Below are 15,925 nucleotides of genomic sequence, written 5' to 3' on the forward strand. Positions count from 1 at the left end.
AGGCTGAGGCTCACATCTCGCATGTAGGCCAGCGCCCCACCCCGGCAATCACGTTTCAGCGCATTGCAGGGCTTCGTAAATCACATGTCACAGTAAGGTGAGTTACTCATGTAAAATGGCTGGATCCGGATTCGGCTTTTATGAATCGTCGAGCCGGTCGCGAGGGGCGCAGCTCGCAAGCCCGGCCATGACGCTGTGGAAACTTAGGTGCCCCAAGGCTCGCGCGTCATATGCGATTGCCCCGGCTATCCCGCCGGCGCCGCCACGACATCCTGCACAGGCAGCGGCACATCCTTCGCGACCCCCAGCACCGGAAAGCTGCGGACGTTCTTCACATCGGGCATCGCAGCGAAATGCAGCAGCTGCTGGCGCATGCTCTCGACGCTCGGCGCGACGCATTTCAGCAGGTAGTCGGTGTCGCCCGAAATCCGCCAGCACTGCTGGATACGCGGGATCGCGGCGATCGAGCTCTCGAACGCCTCCAGCACCGGCTGGGCCTGGCTGCCGAGCTGGATCGAGACGAACGACACCACCTCATAGCCGAGCAGCCGCTCGTCGATGACGGCGCGGACCGCCCGGATCACGCCACGGCTGAACAGCAATTTCAGCCGCCGCAGGCAATTGGGCGCGGACACGCCGACCCGCAGCGCCAGCTCGTTGTTGCGTACCCGCCCGTCCTGCTGCAGCTCGGATAAGATCTTCAGATCGACGCCGTCGAGCTGGTCACGCCCCGCCATCCCCCACCTCGCCATGATCCCGTCACGACGTCAGCGAAGCACGCGGCGGAATCGCTGCCAAGGGGCCGGAGCCCGGCGCAACAGCTGGTCCATGGATCGGGGTCATCGGACGCGACGTCATATCAGCGGGCGGGGGTACCCCCGCCGTCATGCCGGGCTTGTCGCGGCCATCCGCGCTCTTTCACTCGGTCCCAAAGACGTGGATGCCCGGGTCTTCGCCCCGCCGAAGCGGCTTCGGCCGCGCAGGCGGGACAAGGCCCGGGCATGACGAGTAAATCACGTCGTATGAAGTCGGAGCAGCGAACCGCCCCTCAATGCGTCCAGGGCTCGCCGCGCCGGAACGAGAAATTGTCGGCATAGGCGACCGGGCGGCGGATCGAATCCTGCGGCTCGATCACCTGGTACGCGATGCCCTTGCGCTCGCAATAGGCGACCGCCTCTTCCTTGCTGTGGAAGCGCAGCGTGATCTGCTGCTTCATGTCGCCGGACGAGGTCCAGCCCATCAGCGGCTCGACCGAGCGCGGCTGCTCCGGCTCGTAGTCCAGCTGCCATTCCTTGGTTTTGGACCGGCCGGATTGCATCGCGTTCTTGGCGGGCTTGAAAATGCGTGCGGTCATGGGTGGTCCGGGCCTCGTTTTCGTCTTTTCGTTCGATTTCGATGCGTCAGGGTGGCAGTTGGTGGAAACCTCAGGGATAGTATAGAGACACCAATCGGAGACTGATCGGTGATTCCGGCCCCCGGCACCCCTCACGACGGTATAGTCATTATGCTGCACCGTGACAATTGCGTACCCGTCTTCCGCGCCGGGATCCGGCCTGGCGGCACTGCCTCCCCGACCTCCGCCTGCCCGCCCCCATCGAGAGCTTCCGTCGCATGTCCTTCCTGAACATCAACGCCACGCTCCCCGAAAAAGGCCGCGACCTCCGGCTCGACCTGTTTCGCGGGGTGGCGAACTGGGCGATCTTCCTCGACCATATCCCCGATAACGTGGTGAACTGGATCACCACCCGCAACTATGGCTTTTCCGACGCCGCCGACCTGTTCGTCTTCATCTCCGGCTACACCGCCTCCTTCGTCTATGCGCGAATGATGCTCGAGCGCGGCTTCATCGTCGGCGCCACGAGGCTGACCAAGCGGGTCTGGCAGCTCTACGTCGCCCACATCATCCTGTTCGTGATCTACATCGCCTCGATCAGCTATCTCGCGCTGCGGTTCGGCGATTCCGACATGATCAACGAGTTCAACGTCGCCGGCCTTGTCGACAACGCCACCGAGACGCTGCGCCAGGGCCTGTTCCTGCGCTTCAAGCCGCTCAATCTCGACGTGCTACCGCTCTACATCGTGCTGATGGGCCTGTTTCCGCCGATCCTGTGGTTCATGCTGCGCAAGCCGGACCTGACGATGGTGCTCTCCATCGTGCTGTGGCTCGCCGCGCGCCACTTCGGCTGGAACCTGACGGCCTATCCGGCCGGCCAGTGGTACTTCAACCCCTATTGCTGGCAGGTGCTGTTCGTGTTCGGCGCCTGGTGTGCGATGGGCGGGGCGCGACGCTCCGGGGCGCTGATCAATTCGCCGATCACCCTGTGGCTTTGCCTCGGCTATCTCGCCTTCGCGCTCGTCATGACCATGGCCGGCCGCTTCCCTACCCTCGGCGGCATGTTCCCGGGATGGCTGTTCTCGGCCTTCAACCCCAACGACAAGACCAACCTCGCGCCCTACCGCTTCCTCCATTTCGTCGTGATCGTGATCCTGGTGATCCGCTTCGTGCCGAAGGAATGGCCGGGCCTGGAGTGGAAGGTGTTCGATCCCTTGATCGTCTGCGGCCAGCAGTCGCTCGCCGTGTTCTGCGTCGGCGTGTTCCTGTCCTTCGTCGGCCATTTCGAGCTGTCGATGAGCTCGGGCTCGCTGTTCGCGCAGATCTTCGTCAGCATCGCCGGCATCGCGATCATGACAACAGTGGCGTACTACATTTCCTGGTCGAAGAAGCAGGACAAGCCGCTGAAGCCGCCGGCCAAGCCTGCGGCCGCCCCGCCCGCAAAGGCCGCCTGAGCCGGACAGCAGCGGTCCCGCGCCTGACGGCAGCGATGCGGCATCAGGCCGCTTCGCTGTCGAACTCGGTGAACTTCTTGTAGATCCAGTCGCGGCCGTCGTGGCGGCGCCAGACCTTGCCATAGACGAGCTGCCCATTGATCGAGCGGCGCGGCACGATCACGGTCCAGAGGTGCCAGATCTCGGTCCAGCTCGACTGCGGATGGACAGTTCGGACGTTGCGATCGAGAGACATGACGCAAAACTCGCAAGATATGAGCGCGGCGACGAACTGTGACCTGTGTGAGCACCGATTGCAGGCACCCGATCGCGAGCCTTGCCGACCTCATATCAGCCACGAAGGCGGCCGCAACAACCACTCGTGCTTAACCTAACCGGTCAACCTTACCCCTCGTGGGTACCTGCCAAGACCCGTTGAAAGCCAACGCCGATCTTTCTATGATGCGTGCACAATTTGAGAATGAGCGCACCGTTTTGGGCGCGTGGCAATTGCGAACTGATTTTCCATTTTTCAAATGACTTGCTGACTGGGGCCCACAATGAATATGCAATGTGGACGTTTGCGCTTGGCGGTGCGCTCGATGCCGCCTGCGCCGCTCGTCAAAGCATCCGTCGCTGAACCGCCGAAGGCGGCCAACGACAATCATCTGGCGTGGCCGTTCCTGCCGTTTCCGCTCGGCTGGTACGCGACGAACTGATCCCCGGAATAGCGCGACGCCGCTCAAGCGGAATATCATCGCTTGGCGGCGTCCGTTTAGGCATTGGGCGCTGAAATCCCCAATGCTCATATGTCTGTGGCGACAGCCAAAGGTTCGAAGCAATTTTGCGAATTCTGCGTCGGTCCGGCCGGCGCAACGCCTTGAAAAATCGCGCGGAAGTGGCGTTGGGTGAAGAACAAGCGCCAAGGCTTCAGGCAAGGCTTCAGGCAAGGTTTCAAGCAAACCTTCAGGCCAGGCTGCGCGCGGTTCAGGTCGCGCTGGGCCGCCTGCCCCATGCCCGCAATCGCGCCGGCCCGGATGCGCGACGTGCTCTGCGCATCGACGCTGAGCGTGCCCTGCGCGTTGTAGGCCTGTCCCGCCTGGTTGCCATGTTCCCGCCTCGGCGGTCGCAACCAATCACCGCGCCACGAGTTGCAGGTTCTTCCCGTCCGTCCGGGGAAGCCGCGTGGCTGCGATTCCGCGCGATGTACGGACGGTCATCTCGCCTCACGACCGTGTGAGCTGGAGCGCGGCCAGTGAATTTTCACGAACGAGCAGAGACCAACGAACAGCAGGCCGCAAGGCAAGGGGATGCAGTGAGTCACATCGATACGACCGAGAAACTCTCGGGCACGCCGGAGACTGAAAGTTCGCTGTTCGCGCTGTGCGGGCTTGGCGTCGCCGGAATCGCAATGCTGGGCTGGATCTGCGCCCTCGCCTGGATCGGCTGGCGCCTCGCCAATTGGCTGCTGTTCTGAAATCGAAACGCCGCCGGAACAACAATGCACGCGAAAGTTGCGGCTTGTGCAATTTCGCGGGGATCGTCGCGCCGACCTGATCGTCGCCGACGGCAACGGAACGGGATGAGCGCGGCGCAATATCGAGAGAATTGAAGGAGCTTCAACCTCGGGACTGGTCGGGGCAGCTGGATTCGAACCAACGACCTGCAGTACCCAAAACTGCCGCGCTACCAGGCTGCGCTATACCCCGAATGTCCGGCGAGCCCCGTCGATACACGCTTCCCAAAGCGCCATCAAGCTTTCAAGCCGCCAGCAAGGCGGCAATAACCCCGCTGGGTCGCCCTACTTGGTGCCGAACAGCGGGTGGCCAACGCGGTCGCCGGGACGGATGCCGTATTTCTGCGCCGTTCCCGCCACCACCTCCAGCACGGCCCGCGCGGGCCCCTGGGACGAAATGATCTTGGTCGACAGCGGCTCGGTGTTTTCGGCGATGCGCAGGATGCGGCCGTCGGCGCGGATGAAGATCATGTCGAGTGAGACGTAGGTGTTCTTCATCCACATCGACACTTCCTGCTCGGGTTTGAAGTCGAACAGCATGCCTTTGCCGTCGGCCAGTTCCTTGCGGTACATCAGCCCGGTCTGCTTCTCCTCCTCGGTCGTCGCCATTTCCACCGAGAACACCTGCACGCCGTTCCTGGTGACGATCTCGAGCGGCTGGAAGCTGGCGGCGCGCACCGGCGCGCTCGGGACGGCACAGCCGACAACGAGGATGGCGGCCAGCCAGCCCCTTGCAATGGACCAGACGGCCTTTCGGTCAAAATTCATGGGACGATACTCGAGGGGGCGTGGGACTGGAGCAGTCCTTACGCGGCGACCGCGACAAAAGCCAGAGGCGCGCCGGATGGGCGGCGCGCCGCTTGTCACGATTGCGGGAGCTGGCGATCGGCAGCCGCTAGTGCGACTGCAAGCTTTCTAATGCGAAGAAAGCCCTGGCGATCCCGTCTCGGGATGGATCTCGGCCGCCATCATGCCCTTGGAGCCGGGCCCGAAGCGGACCAGGACATATTGGCCGGGCCTGAGCTCGGTCATGCCGAAGCGGCGCAGCGTCTCCATGTGCACGAAGATGTCGGGCGTGCCCTCGCCGCAGGTCAGGAAGCCGAAGCCGCGCAGGCGGTTGAACCATTTGACCTGGGCCCGCTCCAGTCCGCTGGTCGCGGTGACCGTGACGTGGGTGCGCGGCGGCAGCATCTGCGCCGGATGGATCGCGGTCGACTCGTCCATCGAGACCACGCGGAAGGCCTGGTAGCCCTTGGCGCGCTGGATGCACTCGACGACGATGCGGGCGCCCTCATAGGCGGTCTGGAAGCCGTCGCGTCTGAGCACGGTGACGTGCAGCAGCACGTCCGGCCAGCCATTGTCGGGAACAATGAAGCCGTAGCCCTTTGAAGCGTCGAACCATTTGATGACGCCGTGAACCTCGACGAGGTTGGCACTGCCTTCACCAAGTCCGCTGAACGGGCTTAGCGCGTTATCGCGACCGCCGCCGTGCTCGCCCACAGCGGGAACTCCGATCTTCTTGGACTCAAATCCGTCCGACGACCCCATAACCCCGGACCCCACACTGCCCATTGCAACCCGCCTCAGCGGCGGCGTCGAATCACGCGTCTTAAGAGAATATTCTCAATTCGACGCGACGCGAATCTCTCGACTCAAAAGATAACACTCCCGGTTGAGACGCATAGATAAAAAAGAGATTCGCCGGAACCTATGAACAGCTTGCACAGCCGCGAATCAAACTGCTGCCTCAATTTGCGACAAAGGGCCCGAGGGTCTCGCCGATGTCGTGGCGGATGACGAGGTCGGCGATGTCGTCCTGATCGGTCGGCTCGCGATTGATGATCACCAGACGTGCACCGGCGTTCTTCGCCATCATCGGAAAGCCCGCCGCCGGCCACACCACGAGCGAGGAGCCGATCGCGATGAAGAGGTCGCAGGCTTGCGACAGCGCGGTCGCGCGCTGCATTTCGTCGTCGGGCATCATCTGGCCGAACGAGATCGTCGCGGTCTTCACCGGCTCGTCGCACGTAGTGCAGTTGGGTGCGCCGCCATCTTCGTCGAAGCGGCGCTTCACCCAGTCGAGCTGATAGGCCTGCCCGCATCCGATGCAGCGCGCATAGGTGGTATTGCCGTGAAGCTCGATGACGTGCTCGGCGGCGAAGCCCGAAGCCTGGTGCAGATTGTCGATGTTCTGGGTGATGACGGCGGGAACCTTGCCGGCGCGGTAGAGCGAGGCGAGCGCGCGATGACCGCGGCCGGGCCTGGCCGCGGCAAAGACCGATTCCATCGCAAAGCGGCGGCGCCAGGATTCGTCGCGAGCTTCCTGGCTGGCGACGAATTCGTCGAACGGGATCGGACGGTTGCGCGTCCAGATTCCGCCCGGCGAGCGGAAGTCCGGGATGCCGCATTCGGTGGAGATGCCCGCGCCGGTGAAGGGCACGATGGTCCTCGACTCGGCGATCATGTCGCCGAGTCGTTCGACGCCGCTGCGAAGATCCGATGCAATCACTTGCGGCCTCCCGGGCTGGCCTTGCGCCGGCTGCACCATGCGCAAGCGGCAAGATCGTTGACGCTGTTATCCACTGCCGCGCGAGAATCGCGCAAGCCGCGGTCGGCAATTTTTTCCGACCTTCGCTTATCACAATCCTGCAATGCCTCCTCCCCATTGACGCCCCAATCAGAAGCGCCAATGCATGTGTTAACGCGACTCAACGTGATTGCGGCGGCAGTGCGTGAGTTCGGCCGTGCACACATACTGAAGTGCACACATACTGACGTGTAGAGGGGATTTGACATGACCGAAGACGAGCAACGCAAAATCCGCGAACGCGAAGAGATCGCCGCCCGTGTCGCCGCCTTCCGTGCCACGCAAGAAAAATTCCAGCGCGAGCGCGAAGAGTATTTCGTCTCGACGCTCGACAATGCGCGCAAGGTGGAGCGGCCCTCGCTCTGGCCATAAGGCACCTCCGATCGCCACGCATGAAAAAAGCCCGGAGCATCGCTCCGGGCTTTTCACTTGGTCAGCCGTTACCAGCCGCGGTAGTAGTGGCGGCGGTGGTAGTAGGGCCCATCGCCGTAATAGGCATACGGGCCGGGGCTGTAATAGGCGGGCCCGCCATAATAGCCGTAGCCCGGACCATAATAGCCGTACGGATGCGACGCAGCGATCGCGCCCGCGGTGATCGCGCCGGCGGCGAGGCCGAATGCGAGGCCCGGGCCAATGCCGCGACCGCGCGCCTCTGCAGGCGCAGGCGCCGCAACCGCGGTCACGCCGACGGCCGCAACGGTGGCCAGAACTGCCAGTGTCTTCTTCATGACTCTCCTCCTTCGCGTCTCGCAGGGACAACGTCGGGAGCCCGCGATGGTTGCGCGCGAGGGGTGGAACCGGGGCGGCAGAAAAATATCGGCACGAGCGGAACGAAAGCCGGTTGGGCGGATTGCATCTGCGAGTGCGGAAGCCTCCGCTATCCGGTTGAGGCGACAGCACGATGCCCCGTCAGCGTCTCCGCGATGCTGGCGGGGTTTTGGTTTCACGGAAAGCAAATGGCAGCAGACATCAATGGCTGCCAACGGGACGGATGCCGAGGAGGACCCATTGCCGCTATCCGCTTTGCTGGGGCGTATCCGCAGGCTCGTTCCCAGATCCCGCGACCAGCATTACGACGAGATCGTGCGCAACTTCGGTGTCGGCGCGCTGCGCCCGCCGCCGACGCCGATGAGCGACGGCGAGCTGGCACGGGCCATCGCCGAGTTCCTCAAGGAGCAGCCCTCGAGCGCGTCCGTCGCGACCCTCGGCCGGCGGCTGGACCCCTCCTCTCCGCTGTAAGCGGGTTTGTTTCTGGCGAGCACGGAACAAATGTTTCCCGCGCACGTTGAGTCCTCTTCACGCAAGAGGAGATCTGACATGCCCGCGTGGCTTGAAGTTCTGCTCAACCTGTCCGGCTATGCCGGCTTCGTCGCGCTTGCGCGCCGCGGCACCGCGTGCCCGGACCATGCCGCCGACGACCGGATCTACGGCGACGAGCGCTAATTGGTGTGGGACGCCTGGCCTGCCGTGCGCACCAGCCGGTCGGCCTTGACCGCGACGCGCGTGTCCTCGAGCTGCGGCCGCAGCGAGAAGCTGATCACCACGAAGGCGAGGCAGAACAGCGAGCCGACGACGGCGACGCGCCGGTAGGTGTGGCGGTCGCCCTGAAAAAAGGATGGTTCTGAAAAAGGTGTCATGAAAACTTGCTTCTGGGCAACGTCGTTTCTTGTCCTTGCCAGACACCTATCCCAAGCAGCGGCAAGCGCAACGCGATTGGGGTTTTAACCTAACCGAATAGGGTTATCGGCTTTCCCGCAAATCTTCGTTAGGAGTTTGCGCAAGCCTTGAGATCCCGGCGCGTCGCTTCGGACCACGTCACCAAAACTCCTGAACGGGTACGGCTTTGTTCCAGCTTCGCCTGCGTTTCGTTCTCGAAGAACGAATCGGAATCGAAGAATTCGACGCGGAGCGTCTCTTAACAAGTGGTATTGATCGCGCCGGGAGCGAACGCGCGATCACAAGGAAAGCCCGATCACTCCGTGTCGTCGCACTTCAGTGGCGGCGGCGCCTGCGGCACCGAGGGCCTGACTTGGCGCAGCCGCTTGTGCCTGTCGGACCAGAACACTTTGACGATCTCGGCAAGAAACCAGCACGCATCCATGTCGTTCTCCCTCGCCTCTTTCGATAGCGAGGACACGAGGACGGGACCGTGCGAAGCATCACGCTTACTTGCGGCGACAAGCCCTGTCCCGCATCGACACAGAAGCCACGCCTTGTTCTGCATCCGACTCCATTTCGTTCGCAAGGAACGAATCGGAGTCGAGAAAATCAGCGCGACGCGACTCCTAACGATCGATGAAGGCGCGCGCCGTCACGGCTTCATCGGCAAGATTTTCAACGGCAGACGAGATCGCGCTTATCGGGTCGCCGTCGTTGCCTGCCGGCGCGCCTCACGCCGCTCGCTTGGCGTTGGCCTTCTCGGAAAAACATTCGAGGATCTGGATGCGGAGTTCTTCCGCGGCCGGGCCCTCGACCTTCCTCAACTGATTCCAGAGCCTGATCACTTCGCGCTGTTTCTCGATGGTCATGCGTCACCTCCAACGTGATGACCAACTAGAACAAAATGAGAACAAAAAGTCCAGCCCCTCGCGCGCGATTTCCCCACACACATCGCCTCGAACCCAACGGGAGCTGCGGGGCCCCTGGAAGCAGGCGATTTCCGCGCCCCGCTGACGTGGAAAACCGTCCGACGAACACTTCGTCGCTACAGCGCGGTTGCTTTTTGGGTTTTCAACCTTAAGTTAGAGGCGCCGGCGGCCAGGCGCTGAAATCCCATCGCCGTCGGCCAAGAGAGCCCCGTGCGCAAGCGCGGGGTTTTTCTTTTGGGAACGCGTCCTCGCCCTCGCCGTTAGCCATTCCGGAGCGAGGGCCCGTGACCAGGAAATTCTACGCCGTCGAAGTGGTTCGTCAGATCGAGGAGACCGTGGAAATCATGGTCGAGGCCCCCGACGAGGCCACGGCGCACGATGCGGCGCTTGCGCACCTCAAGGCGCGCGGCGCCGAATATCAGTGGCTCAACCCCAAATGCGAATTCATCGTCTGGCGCGAGCGCCAGATCGATCCGCCGGCGATCATCGATGTGTCGGTGCCGCCGGAGTAGCGGCCGGAACGAATGTCCCTGCCCTGCGTTGTCAGGCCGAATTCAGTGGTGCTGGCGGCTGTGCGACGCGGCTGTCCAGCTTTGAGAAGCCCCGGTCCCCAACGCCGGGGTTTTTCTTTGGGGCGCGCTCGGACAGCGCGGCAGCGAAAAACAAAGCAGCCACACGGGCGTTACACCGGGTGGCTGCTTTGACGACTGTCAGCTTCGCGCAAGATTCCGTCGCCGTCATCTCCAACCGCCGAACGCCGGACAAGTTTCCGGCGCGCGGCAAATTTCCGTACGGCCTTTGTTACCGTCAGACCGGCAAATTGTCGTTCAGCCCCGGCGGGACTTCGCCTTGCGCGGCCCGCTCGGCGAGGAGCATCCTTTCGGCCTCATACCAGAAAGTGTCCATCCTCCCCGCGGGCTCGCCGGCTTCCCGCCAGAGATGATAGGCACGTTCCCGGATCTGTTCCTCGCTCAGACTGGCCATGTGACGTCTCCCTTTGGGAAGCAAAGCCTGACGACGCCCGAGAGTTCCTTGTCCGTGTCCTGCACACTAGCCGGCGATCGTTGCGGCGGGAAGCCGCCGCGACGACGTCGCGAGCCCCTTAGACGGAGTCCTTGGCCACCTTCAGCGGCGAGGCCTTCACCGACTTGCTCGCCGGCTTCGCTGCGAACTGCATCGGCTCCTTGGTGAAGGGATTGACACCCATGCGGGCTTCGGTCGCCGGCTTGTTCACAACCGACATCTTGACGAAGCCGGGAATGACGAACTCGCCGGACTCGTTGAGCTCCTTGTAGCCGACCGTCGCCATGTACTCGATGACCGACTTCACGTCGTTCTTCGACAGCTGCGTGCCCTCGGCAATTGCATCAATCAATTGAGTTTTCGTCATCTTCGCCATGTCTGAATTTCCTTTTGTGCGGGTGAGCAGATCCTGCTCAGGACACGGCTGAACCACGCAAGTGCGATGCTGATTCACGCCGGAGGTCATGAAGTCACGGGGCTTAGAACCCATTGAGGCCCAAAACACAAGCATGCCTTGTGCGGGGGTTCCACCCCTTACCGTGAAAGTGTCGCGGCATGCTGCCGCGTTGGCTTTGAACCATTCTGCCGCTGGCGCGTCTAACTAATTGAAGTCCCCAAGCTTCACCCCCATCAGCGAGCCCCGCTTCCCCCAGGCGGGGCTTTCGCTTTTGGTTGCCTGGTGAAGCGCGCCGGCTGGTATATGGTCGGATGTTTCTCGTGAGGGGCTGATGAAGATTGCCATTGTTATCGCCGGCCTGATCGTCGTTGCGGTCGCCGCCCTGGTCGCCATCCAGCCGGAGTTTTTGAAGCCTGCGTCTCTGGCACAGGTCAAGAAGTCCGACATCTTCGGCTTTTCGCCCGGGATGACATTCGAGGAGACCAACAAGCTCGTCACGCAACGTCACTATCGCTGCCGACAGGGGCGAGGTTCGTACATCCTCGAATGCGAAATCAACGGCGCCAAGGTCACGGTCTATAATGACGACGTCGACGCCAGCCACCCCATCCGGCGCGTCAATGCCGCGTTGAACAATCCGGGGCCGCAGGATGCGGCCGTCAAATCGATCTCCGACCAGTTCAACGCCCAGCCAACCCGGGACGCCCGCGAGGGATGGACGTGGATCGTCGGCCGTGGGCTCAAGCTGAGCTACGATGGCAGCGCCTTGAAGCTCGTAGACGAGGCCTGGGATAACAGGCTTCGCAACGAGGAAGCCAAGCGCTAGGCGCGCTGCGCCGAAATGAGCGGACCGTCACTGCAACCCGGTTATCCCCAGCCAACGCGTCACCTCATCGTGAAAGCTGCGGCCCGGCACACCTTGTTGAGACTTCGGTAACCTAACCCATCCACTCTCCCCGCCAGTATCGTTGCGTTGGAGTAAACCCACAGTGCTGAATTTTGACGAGCTGCGTGAACTCGCGGCTGATGTTCGCGTGTTTGTTGACATCGCCGAGGACAAGGCCGAAGCGCTCAAGGCCGTCATCGCGGCTTACGACGTGGTGCTGGCGATCTTCCCCTCGCAGGAGGGCATGGGCCTCCACGTCATCAAGGGCAAAGAGATCCTGGACAAGATCGCCAATTCGCGGACCCATGCGGTCTACAGCCACACGGCGATCGCGGTTCCCGATCTCGAGCATGCGCAGATGCTCAAATATCTGACGGCGCCCGTCGAACGACGGATCGCTGCGTAGTTGCCGACGGCAAGGGCATCCTCACGATGACCGGCGAATAGGAACGGTCGCCTCTTCCGCACATTGACCCATCTCCAGATGAGGAGATTGCAATGAGCGTCGAAGGTAAAGCCAAGGAAGCCGCCGGCTACGTCAAGGAAGAGTTGTACGAGCATGGCAAGTCCCCCGAGAGCCAGAAGAAGGCTCAGGAGGGTCGCGACCTCAGGAACGAAGGCCGCGTCGAAGACGGCAAGCCGCCGAAGACGACGAAGCCCGGCACCGGTCACTAGACCGACTTTTCGAAAACCGCCCCTGGCCATGTCAGGGGCGGTTTTTCATGTGCGCACCTGCTCCGGGCGCAGCACTCCCGGCGATGCGAAGCATGGTCCGACAGCGACGAACACGCTGCGGTTACGTCCCGTCTCGCATGTCCCTGGTCGCGAAGTGACATCCAAACGCCACCAGGACCAGAGCAAAGTTCGAGCCGAGCAGAATTCGCAGAGTCGCCCCCATCTCCTGGCTCACGTACCGGACATCGTGCCGGTGCGCGTAGCGTTCAGAATGCGCGGCATCAGGCTGCTGGGGTGAGACAGTCAAAAGCACCAGCCACGCGACGGTCCCGCAAAGCGCCGCAACCCTCGCAATCTTTCCGAGCCTTTGAAGCCAGCGCTTCATGCCGCCCTCACCATGGCGTGGATCTCCGCTGCGCCTTTATCCGGATCAGCTTTCATAAGCTCCAGGAGGTCGCGGCGCGTCTCAAGTCTTCGGCTTGGCCAGCAGCCTGAGAGCGCTGAGAACGCTGAGAATGGCGAAAGCACTGAGAGCGTAGGTGAGTGCATTCACGACCCAGGATATGGCGATGCCTGCGAAGCTGGATCCTCCGACCGCGCCCCAGAAAAAATACGCCGCGGTGATGCCGGGCCACTCCAGCGAAAGATAAGCGAAGTCGGTCAGCGGCTCGATAGCGAGGAGTACCGCCGAGATGAGCGCCCCGATGGCCAATGCGATGATGAGGTTCGCCTTCACGGAGAGCATCAAAACCCCAGCAGCCCGGCGACGACAGGAATGAGGAAATAGGCGGCGAGCCCGAGAAGGCCGCCCACGACAAGGCGTGCAGCGCGGCCGTGACTCTTCGTATCGAGCCACGCACAAACCGCCACCGCAGCCTGCTTCAGCCAGTTGCCAACAAGGCTTCCGACGAGATCAAACAGGAGGTCTGCAACGAATGCGGCCATGGCGTTTAGTCGCCCCACCTCTGGCGGGGTTCAACTGCCGAGGGGGGACCATTTGGGACGGCGCCAAGGACAAGGACGCCGTGCTGCTGATCATGGGCGAAGGCCCGGCGGCCGCGACGGCGGCGGAGGAGAAGTAGAGGGAGAGCCATCTTCGCCGCCTGTGGTTGTCATCGTGAGGCCATATTGAAGACGGTACTGACGCGGCTCGGCTTCGCAGCATGCTTGCCGCGTGTTGCAGGGGGAGCCAATTTGGGGAAGGTCGCCATGAAACTCATTATCGTTGCCCTCGGCGCTCTGCTGGTTGCAGCACCTGTTCGCGCCCAGCAAACGCGCCTGCCGCCAATTCCGCCCGAACGCTATGACGAGGCGCAAAAGAAGGCCGCGGCCGAATTCGAGGCCGCCCTCAAACGCCCTCCTTACGGTCCGTTCGAGAAGCTAATCTACAGCCCCGACCTTTGACGCCGATACGTTTGATGGGAGGCTATCTGCGCCGCGGGACGGCCTTTGGCCCGGCGCTGAGCGAGCTCCCGATCCTCGTCACGGCGCGCGAGTTGTCGCAGGATTACGTGTGGCGATCGCATGCGGCGGCGGCCCTGCAAGCCGGCATCAAGCAGGAGATCGTCGACGCCATCGCGGATGGGAGACGTCCAACGGGAATGAGCGCGGATGAAGAGATCTGTTACGACTTCTCAATCGAACTCCACCGCAACAAGCGCGTCTCCGACGCAACCTATGCGCGGATGAAAGATCGCTTCGGCGAGCGAGGCGTCGTCGACCTCACGGCGGTCAACGGCTACTACGTCATGGTCGCCATGGTGATCAACGCCACCCGCATCCAGGTGACGGACAGATCGAAGCTGTCCCGCTTTCCGGATTGACGACCGGAAATTGCGGTGACAGTGCACTTCATTAGCTGACCTCATTCGTCGTCTGGCGCAGATGGCTTGGGCCCGCGCTTGGCTGGCTTGAGGATGCGCCCGGTCCGGCGTTCGATACGGGCCAGAAAGCGGTCGTCGCCGAGCGGCCGGCCGATGACCTCCACTGAACGTCAGATGAAGGCTGTCACCGTAATTTCGGATTAGGGTGACAGTGCGCTGTCACCGCAATTGCCGTGTCTCACTTCAGGAGTGTATGCCAGGGGATATCGGGCCACGTTGTAATGATTGAGCACTTTATGGTCGAAGCCAGCAACTTCCATCCGGAAGGATATGCTGGCACGGTTTTCGGTTGGCCTGGGTTGCGCGGTCTGCCTTCTGAAGTCTTCATTCACGCGATCGAAGGCTAGAAACGCACAGATCGCAAGGCCAGATATCACTAACCGTCGGAAGGTCCTATGGCGGCGGTCTTCAGGCCAGAGTTCATGGAGCCGATCCAAAAAGGCCTTCGGCCAAACATTTCGACTAAGGAGCTGATCTAATAGAAAGATTATGCCAGTCGCTAAAAGGAAGAATTGAGTGAAGAAAGCGAAAGCGAAATCCCAAATCCTCGTTGCATAGTCGCTCAGTACCGCGACCATTGAACACCCCAAACTTCCTCGGCCCAGTTCACATCGCGAAACTCTAAAGCGCGTACTCATAAATCCGCGATGTCCCCGCTTAGCCACCAAGAGCGGCGCAGAAGCGGGCGTTTCATGAGGTTCGGGAAGGGCCAACAGGCGACATTCTGACAAGCGACGCCGCGAAGCGAGGCGGCTTACTCGTGTCGCCAAACGTTGACCGCTGAGATGACCAAGATCGCAGCCAGTCCCGGCAACAAAATTGAATTCGGCACGATGCCCAGGAGCAAGCCGCCGATGAACGTCCCGATCATTGATCCCGCCGCCATCGCAAGCATGAACAGCCAATTGGCGCGCAGCACTGAAAAGCTTTGATCGCGGCTGTAGCGAGCGAAGCCTACCAGCATCGTCGGAAGGCTCACCGCAAGCGAAAGGCTGCCCGCCAGCTTCACTTCCGCACCAAACAACAAGATCAGAGTCGGGATTAGAAACTCTCCCCCAGCAACGCCTAGTAGCGACGCCACGACACCAATAAAGAAACCTGCGACCGCGCCGGCCACGACCAAGAAAGCGCCCGTCAGCGGGGGTACGTTTCCTGCTGCGGTGTCGTGCGCGAGCAGCAGCACGCCAGCGATCAGGAGCAGTAGAACGGCAATGATCTTGTAGAGCGTTTCGGATTTGAGCTGCGTCGCCCAAGCCGCGCCGACATAGGCGCCCAAAAGGCTGCCTGCAAGTAAGTTCAAGATGATCGCCCAATGCGCGCCGATCTCGGAAAACGGCACAGCGCGTGCCCGAAACGGCAGTGCGGTTGCCACTACGATCAAGCTGGTGGCCTTGTTCAGGATAACGGCTTCGAGGCCGCGAAACTTGAACAGGTTGATAAGCAGTGACAGACGAAACTCTGCACCACCAAGACCTATAAGGCCGCCTAAGGTGCCAATGGCTGCGCCGGTGCCGAAGGCGGCGGGGTTGCTTCGCATGAGAACACGACGGAAAGGCGCGAGCGTGCGCTGAACATACTTGCCCGTGATCCGTCGTGGCGGGGGC

Annotated in this window: 27 protein-coding genes and 1 tRNA gene; 12 read left to right on the plus strand and 16 right to left on the minus strand. The window is 62.0% G+C overall.

Going from position 1 to position 15,925, the window contains the following annotated elements:
• Positions 1-245: 245 nt before the first annotated feature.
• Together BJ6T_RS25830 and BJ6T_RS25835 are read right to left on the minus strand one after the other, a co-directional pair.
• The gene (locus tag BJ6T_RS25830; protein WP_014495448.1) at positions 246-737 is read right to left on the minus strand and encodes an Lrp/AsnC family transcriptional regulator; all 492 of its coding nucleotides are present in this window, start codon (positions 735-737) and stop codon (positions 246-248) included.
• Positions 738-1,048: 311 nt separating this feature from the next.
• Positions 1,049-1,354, minus strand: a complete 306-nt coding sequence (locus tag BJ6T_RS25835) for an ETC complex I subunit (protein ID WP_014495449.1) — start codon at positions 1,352-1,354, stop codon at positions 1,049-1,051.
• A 257-nt stretch (positions 1,355-1,611) separates the two neighbouring features.
• On the opposite strand from BJ6T_RS25835, the gene BJ6T_RS25840 reads away from it, so the two are divergent.
• A complete protein-coding gene (locus BJ6T_RS25840; protein WP_014495450.1) occupies positions 1,612-2,787 on the plus strand; it encodes an OpgC domain-containing protein in 1,176 nt (391 codons plus the stop codon).
• Positions 2,788-2,830: 43 nt separating this feature from the next.
• Here the strand turns inward: BJ6T_RS25840 and BJ6T_RS25845 are convergent, their stop codons facing one another.
• Positions 2,831-3,022, minus strand: a complete 192-nt coding sequence (locus BJ6T_RS25845; RefSeq protein WP_014495451.1) for a hypothetical protein — start codon at positions 3,020-3,022, stop codon at positions 2,831-2,833.
• Positions 3,023-3,353: 331 nt separating this feature from the next.
• On the opposite strand from BJ6T_RS25845, the gene BJ6T_RS49205 reads away from it, so the two are divergent.
• Together BJ6T_RS49205 and BJ6T_RS25855 are read left to right on the plus strand one after the other, a co-directional pair.
• A complete protein-coding gene (locus BJ6T_RS49205) occupies positions 3,354-3,485 on the plus strand; it encodes a hypothetical protein (protein ID WP_259226196.1) in 132 nt (43 codons plus the stop codon).
• Between the two features lie 596 nt (positions 3,486-4,081).
• Positions 4,082-4,243, plus strand: a complete 162-nt coding sequence (locus BJ6T_RS25855; RefSeq protein WP_014495453.1) for a hypothetical protein — start codon at positions 4,082-4,084, stop codon at positions 4,241-4,243.
• A 155-nt stretch (positions 4,244-4,398) separates the two neighbouring features.
• Here the strand turns inward: BJ6T_RS25855 and BJ6T_RS25860 are convergent.
• The 4 genes from BJ6T_RS25860 to BJ6T_RS25875 all read right to left on the minus strand — a co-directional run bounded on the left by BJ6T_RS25860 (position 4,399) and on the right by BJ6T_RS25875 (position 6,791).
• Positions 4,399-4,475, minus strand: a tRNA-Pro gene (locus tag BJ6T_RS25860).
• 92 nt (positions 4,476-4,567) lie between these two features.
• The gene (locus BJ6T_RS25865; RefSeq protein WP_014495454.1) at positions 4,568-5,050 is read right to left on the minus strand and encodes a DUF192 domain-containing protein; all 483 of its coding nucleotides are present in this window, start codon (positions 5,048-5,050) and stop codon (positions 4,568-4,570) included.
• Positions 5,051-5,197: 147 nt separating this feature from the next.
• The gene (locus BJ6T_RS25870; protein WP_028161321.1) at positions 5,198-5,830 is read right to left on the minus strand and encodes a cold-shock protein; all 633 of its coding nucleotides are present in this window, start codon (positions 5,828-5,830) and stop codon (positions 5,198-5,200) included.
• A gap of 199 nt (positions 5,831-6,029) precedes the next feature.
• A complete protein-coding gene (locus tag BJ6T_RS25875) occupies positions 6,030-6,791 on the minus strand; it encodes an SIR2 family NAD-dependent protein deacylase (protein WP_014495456.1) in 762 nt (253 codons plus the stop codon).
• A 285-nt stretch (positions 6,792-7,076) separates the two neighbouring features.
• On the opposite strand from BJ6T_RS25875, the gene BJ6T_RS47430 reads away from it, so the two are divergent.
• Positions 7,077-7,241: a hypothetical protein gene (locus BJ6T_RS47430; RefSeq protein ID WP_014495457.1), complete on the plus strand. Its 165-nt coding sequence runs from the start codon at positions 7,077-7,079 to the stop codon at positions 7,239-7,241.
• 68 nt (positions 7,242-7,309) lie between these two features.
• Here the strand turns inward: BJ6T_RS47430 and BJ6T_RS25880 are convergent, their stop codons facing one another.
• On the minus strand, positions 7,310-7,597 hold the full coding sequence (locus BJ6T_RS25880; protein WP_014495458.1) for a hypothetical protein: 288 nt from the start codon (positions 7,595-7,597) through the stop codon (positions 7,310-7,312).
• Between the two features lie 244 nt (positions 7,598-7,841).
• Here BJ6T_RS25880 and BJ6T_RS25885 point away from each other — a divergent pair, with 244 nt between their 5' ends.
• Together BJ6T_RS25885 and BJ6T_RS49210 are read left to right on the plus strand one after the other, a co-directional pair.
• The gene (locus tag BJ6T_RS25885; RefSeq protein ID WP_014495459.1) at positions 7,842-8,108 is read left to right on the plus strand and encodes a hypothetical protein; all 267 of its coding nucleotides are present in this window, start codon (positions 7,842-7,844) and stop codon (positions 8,106-8,108) included.
• A gap of 78 nt (positions 8,109-8,186) precedes the next feature.
• The gene (locus BJ6T_RS49210) at positions 8,187-8,312 is read left to right on the plus strand and encodes a hypothetical protein (protein ID WP_014495460.1); all 126 of its coding nucleotides are present in this window, start codon (positions 8,187-8,189) and stop codon (positions 8,310-8,312) included.
• Here the strand turns inward: BJ6T_RS49210 and BJ6T_RS25890 are convergent.
• The 3 genes from BJ6T_RS25890 to BJ6T_RS47435 all read right to left on the minus strand — a co-directional run bounded on the left by BJ6T_RS25890 (position 8,309) and on the right by BJ6T_RS47435 (position 9,397).
• Positions 8,309-8,506: a hypothetical protein gene (locus BJ6T_RS25890; protein WP_014495461.1), complete on the minus strand. Its 198-nt coding sequence runs from the start codon at positions 8,504-8,506 to the stop codon at positions 8,309-8,311. The genes BJ6T_RS49210 and BJ6T_RS25890 overlap by 4 nt on opposite strands.
• A 335-nt stretch (positions 8,507-8,841) precedes the next feature.
• The gene (locus BJ6T_RS49215) at positions 8,842-8,970 is read right to left on the minus strand and encodes a hypothetical protein (protein WP_259228634.1); all 129 of its coding nucleotides are present in this window, start codon (positions 8,968-8,970) and stop codon (positions 8,842-8,844) included.
• Between the two features lie 289 nt (positions 8,971-9,259).
• A complete protein-coding gene (locus BJ6T_RS47435; protein WP_014495463.1) occupies positions 9,260-9,397 on the minus strand; it encodes a hypothetical protein in 138 nt (45 codons plus the stop codon).
• Between the two features lie 344 nt (positions 9,398-9,741).
• Here BJ6T_RS47435 and BJ6T_RS25895 point away from each other — a divergent pair, with 344 nt between their 5' ends.
• Positions 9,742-9,969, plus strand: coding sequence for a hypothetical protein (locus tag BJ6T_RS25895; RefSeq protein WP_014495464.1), 228 nt, complete (start codon positions 9,742-9,744; stop codon positions 9,967-9,969).
• A gap of 295 nt (positions 9,970-10,264) precedes the next feature.
• On the opposite strand, the gene BJ6T_RS43915 is transcribed toward BJ6T_RS25895, so the two are convergent.
• Together BJ6T_RS43915 and BJ6T_RS25900 are read right to left on the minus strand one after the other, a co-directional pair.
• Positions 10,265-10,441 (minus strand): DUF2934 domain-containing protein, encoded by a 177-nt coding sequence (locus tag BJ6T_RS43915; RefSeq protein ID WP_014495465.1) that lies wholly within the window; start codon positions 10,439-10,441, stop codon positions 10,265-10,267.
• A 118-nt stretch (positions 10,442-10,559) separates the two neighbouring features.
• Positions 10,560-10,856, minus strand: a complete 297-nt coding sequence (locus BJ6T_RS25900) for an HU family DNA-binding protein (RefSeq protein ID WP_007591377.1) — start codon at positions 10,854-10,856, stop codon at positions 10,560-10,562.
• Between the two features lie 352 nt (positions 10,857-11,208).
• Here BJ6T_RS25900 and BJ6T_RS25905 point away from each other — a divergent pair, with 352 nt between their 5' ends.
• From BJ6T_RS25905 to BJ6T_RS47440, 3 genes are all read left to right on the plus strand, one after another.
• Positions 11,209-11,703 (plus strand): hypothetical protein, encoded by a 495-nt coding sequence (locus BJ6T_RS25905; RefSeq protein ID WP_014495466.1) that lies wholly within the window; start codon positions 11,209-11,211, stop codon positions 11,701-11,703.
• Positions 11,704-11,866: 163 nt separating this feature from the next.
• Entirely contained in the window at positions 11,867-12,169 is a 303-nt protein-coding gene (locus BJ6T_RS25910; protein ID WP_014495467.1) for a hypothetical protein, read from the plus strand.
• A gap of 92 nt (positions 12,170-12,261) precedes the next feature.
• Positions 12,262-12,438, plus strand: coding sequence for a hypothetical protein (locus tag BJ6T_RS47440; RefSeq protein ID WP_014495468.1), 177 nt, complete (start codon positions 12,262-12,264; stop codon positions 12,436-12,438).
• 466 nt (positions 12,439-12,904) lie between these two features.
• On the opposite strand, the gene BJ6T_RS25920 is transcribed toward BJ6T_RS47440, so the two are convergent.
• Positions 12,905-13,183 carry a hypothetical protein gene (locus BJ6T_RS25920; protein WP_014495470.1) on the minus strand — a complete coding sequence of 93 codons (279 nt, stop codon included), beginning with the start codon at positions 13,181-13,183 and terminating at the stop codon, positions 12,905-12,907.
• Positions 13,183-13,383 (minus strand): hypothetical protein, encoded by a 201-nt coding sequence (locus BJ6T_RS25925; protein WP_014495471.1) that lies wholly within the window; start codon positions 13,381-13,383, stop codon positions 13,183-13,185. The genes BJ6T_RS25920 and BJ6T_RS25925 overlap by 1 nt, the downstream gene beginning before the upstream one ends.
• A 183-nt stretch (positions 13,384-13,566) precedes the next feature.
• Between BJ6T_RS25925 and BJ6T_RS48560 the strand changes: the two genes are divergently transcribed.
• Together BJ6T_RS48560 and BJ6T_RS25930 are read left to right on the plus strand one after the other, a co-directional pair.
• Positions 13,567-13,842, plus strand: a complete 276-nt coding sequence (locus BJ6T_RS48560) for a hypothetical protein (RefSeq protein WP_225894884.1) — start codon at positions 13,567-13,569, stop codon at positions 13,840-13,842.
• Positions 13,843-13,856: 14 nt separating this feature from the next.
• A complete protein-coding gene (locus BJ6T_RS25930) occupies positions 13,857-14,261 on the plus strand; it encodes a carboxymuconolactone decarboxylase family protein (RefSeq protein ID WP_014495474.1) in 405 nt (134 codons plus the stop codon).
• Between the two features lie 814 nt (positions 14,262-15,075).
• Here the strand turns inward: BJ6T_RS25930 and BJ6T_RS25935 are convergent.
• Entirely contained in the window at positions 15,076-15,858 is a 783-nt protein-coding gene (locus tag BJ6T_RS25935; RefSeq protein ID WP_028169541.1) for a sulfite exporter TauE/SafE family protein, read from the minus strand.
• Between the last annotated feature and the right edge of the window lie 67 nt (positions 15,859-15,925).

The sequence above is a fragment of the Bradyrhizobium japonicum USDA 6 genome (assembly GCF_000284375.1).
Taxonomy (GTDB): Bacteria; Pseudomonadota; Alphaproteobacteria; order Rhizobiales; family Xanthobacteraceae; genus Bradyrhizobium; species Bradyrhizobium japonicum.

Excerpts from the sequence above, each read along its gene's own strand:
- BJ6T_RS25830 (WP_014495448.1), bottom strand. The coding sequence starts at position 737 with ATGGCGGGGCGTGACCAGCTCGACGGCGTCGATCTGAAGATCTTATCC.
- BJ6T_RS25835 (WP_014495449.1), bottom strand. The coding sequence starts at position 1,354 with ATGACCGCACGCATTTTCAAGCCCGCCAAGAACGCGATGCAATCCGGC.
- BJ6T_RS25840 (WP_014495450.1), top strand. The coding sequence starts at position 1,612 with ATGTCCTTCCTGAACATCAACGCCACGCTCCCCGAAAAAGGCCGCGAC.
- BJ6T_RS25845 (WP_014495451.1), bottom strand. The coding sequence starts at position 3,022 with ATGTCTCTCGATCGCAACGTCCGAACTGTCCATCCGCAGTCGAGCTGG.
- BJ6T_RS25865 (WP_014495454.1), bottom strand. The coding sequence starts at position 5,050 with ATGAATTTTGACCGAAAGGCCGTCTGGTCCATTGCAAGGGGCTGGCTG.
- BJ6T_RS25870 (WP_028161321.1), bottom strand. The coding sequence starts at position 5,830 with ATGGGGTCGTCGGACGGATTTGAGTCCAAGAAGATCGGAGTTCCCGCT.
- BJ6T_RS47430 (WP_014495457.1), top strand. The coding sequence starts at position 7,077 with ATGACCGAAGACGAGCAACGCAAAATCCGCGAACGCGAAGAGATCGCC.
- BJ6T_RS25880 (WP_014495458.1), bottom strand. The coding sequence starts at position 7,597 with ATGAAGAAGACACTGGCAGTTCTGGCCACCGTTGCGGCCGTCGGCGTG.
- BJ6T_RS25885 (WP_014495459.1), top strand. The coding sequence starts at position 7,842 with ATGGCTGCCAACGGGACGGATGCCGAGGAGGACCCATTGCCGCTATCC.
- BJ6T_RS49210 (WP_014495460.1), top strand. The coding sequence starts at position 8,187 with ATGCCCGCGTGGCTTGAAGTTCTGCTCAACCTGTCCGGCTATGCCGGC.
- BJ6T_RS25890 (WP_014495461.1), bottom strand. The coding sequence starts at position 8,506 with ATGACACCTTTTTCAGAACCATCCTTTTTTCAGGGCGACCGCCACACC.
- BJ6T_RS49215 (WP_259228634.1), bottom strand. The coding sequence starts at position 8,970 with ATGGATGCGTGCTGGTTTCTTGCCGAGATCGTCAAAGTGTTCTGGTCC.
- BJ6T_RS47435 (WP_014495463.1), bottom strand. The coding sequence starts at position 9,397 with ATGACCATCGAGAAACAGCGCGAAGTGATCAGGCTCTGGAATCAGTTG.
- BJ6T_RS43915 (WP_014495465.1), bottom strand. The coding sequence starts at position 10,441 with ATGGCCAGTCTGAGCGAGGAACAGATCCGGGAACGTGCCTATCATCTC.
- BJ6T_RS25900 (WP_007591377.1), bottom strand. The coding sequence starts at position 10,856 with ATGGCGAAGATGACGAAAACTCAATTGATTGATGCAATTGCCGAGGGC.
- BJ6T_RS25905 (WP_014495466.1), top strand. The coding sequence starts at position 11,209 with ATGAAGATTGCCATTGTTATCGCCGGCCTGATCGTCGTTGCGGTCGCC.
- BJ6T_RS47440 (WP_014495468.1), top strand. The coding sequence starts at position 12,262 with ATGAGCGTCGAAGGTAAAGCCAAGGAAGCCGCCGGCTACGTCAAGGAA.
- BJ6T_RS25920 (WP_014495470.1), bottom strand. The coding sequence starts at position 13,183 with ATGCTCTCCGTGAAGGCGAACCTCATCATCGCATTGGCCATCGGGGCG.
- BJ6T_RS25925 (WP_014495471.1), bottom strand. The coding sequence starts at position 13,383 with ATGGCCGCATTCGTTGCAGACCTCCTGTTTGATCTCGTCGGAAGCCTT.
- BJ6T_RS25930 (WP_014495474.1), top strand. The coding sequence starts at position 13,857 with ATGGGAGGCTATCTGCGCCGCGGGACGGCCTTTGGCCCGGCGCTGAGC.
- BJ6T_RS25935 (WP_028169541.1), bottom strand. The coding sequence starts at position 15,858 with ATGCGAAGCAACCCCGCCGCCTTCGGCACCGGCGCAGCCATTGGCACC.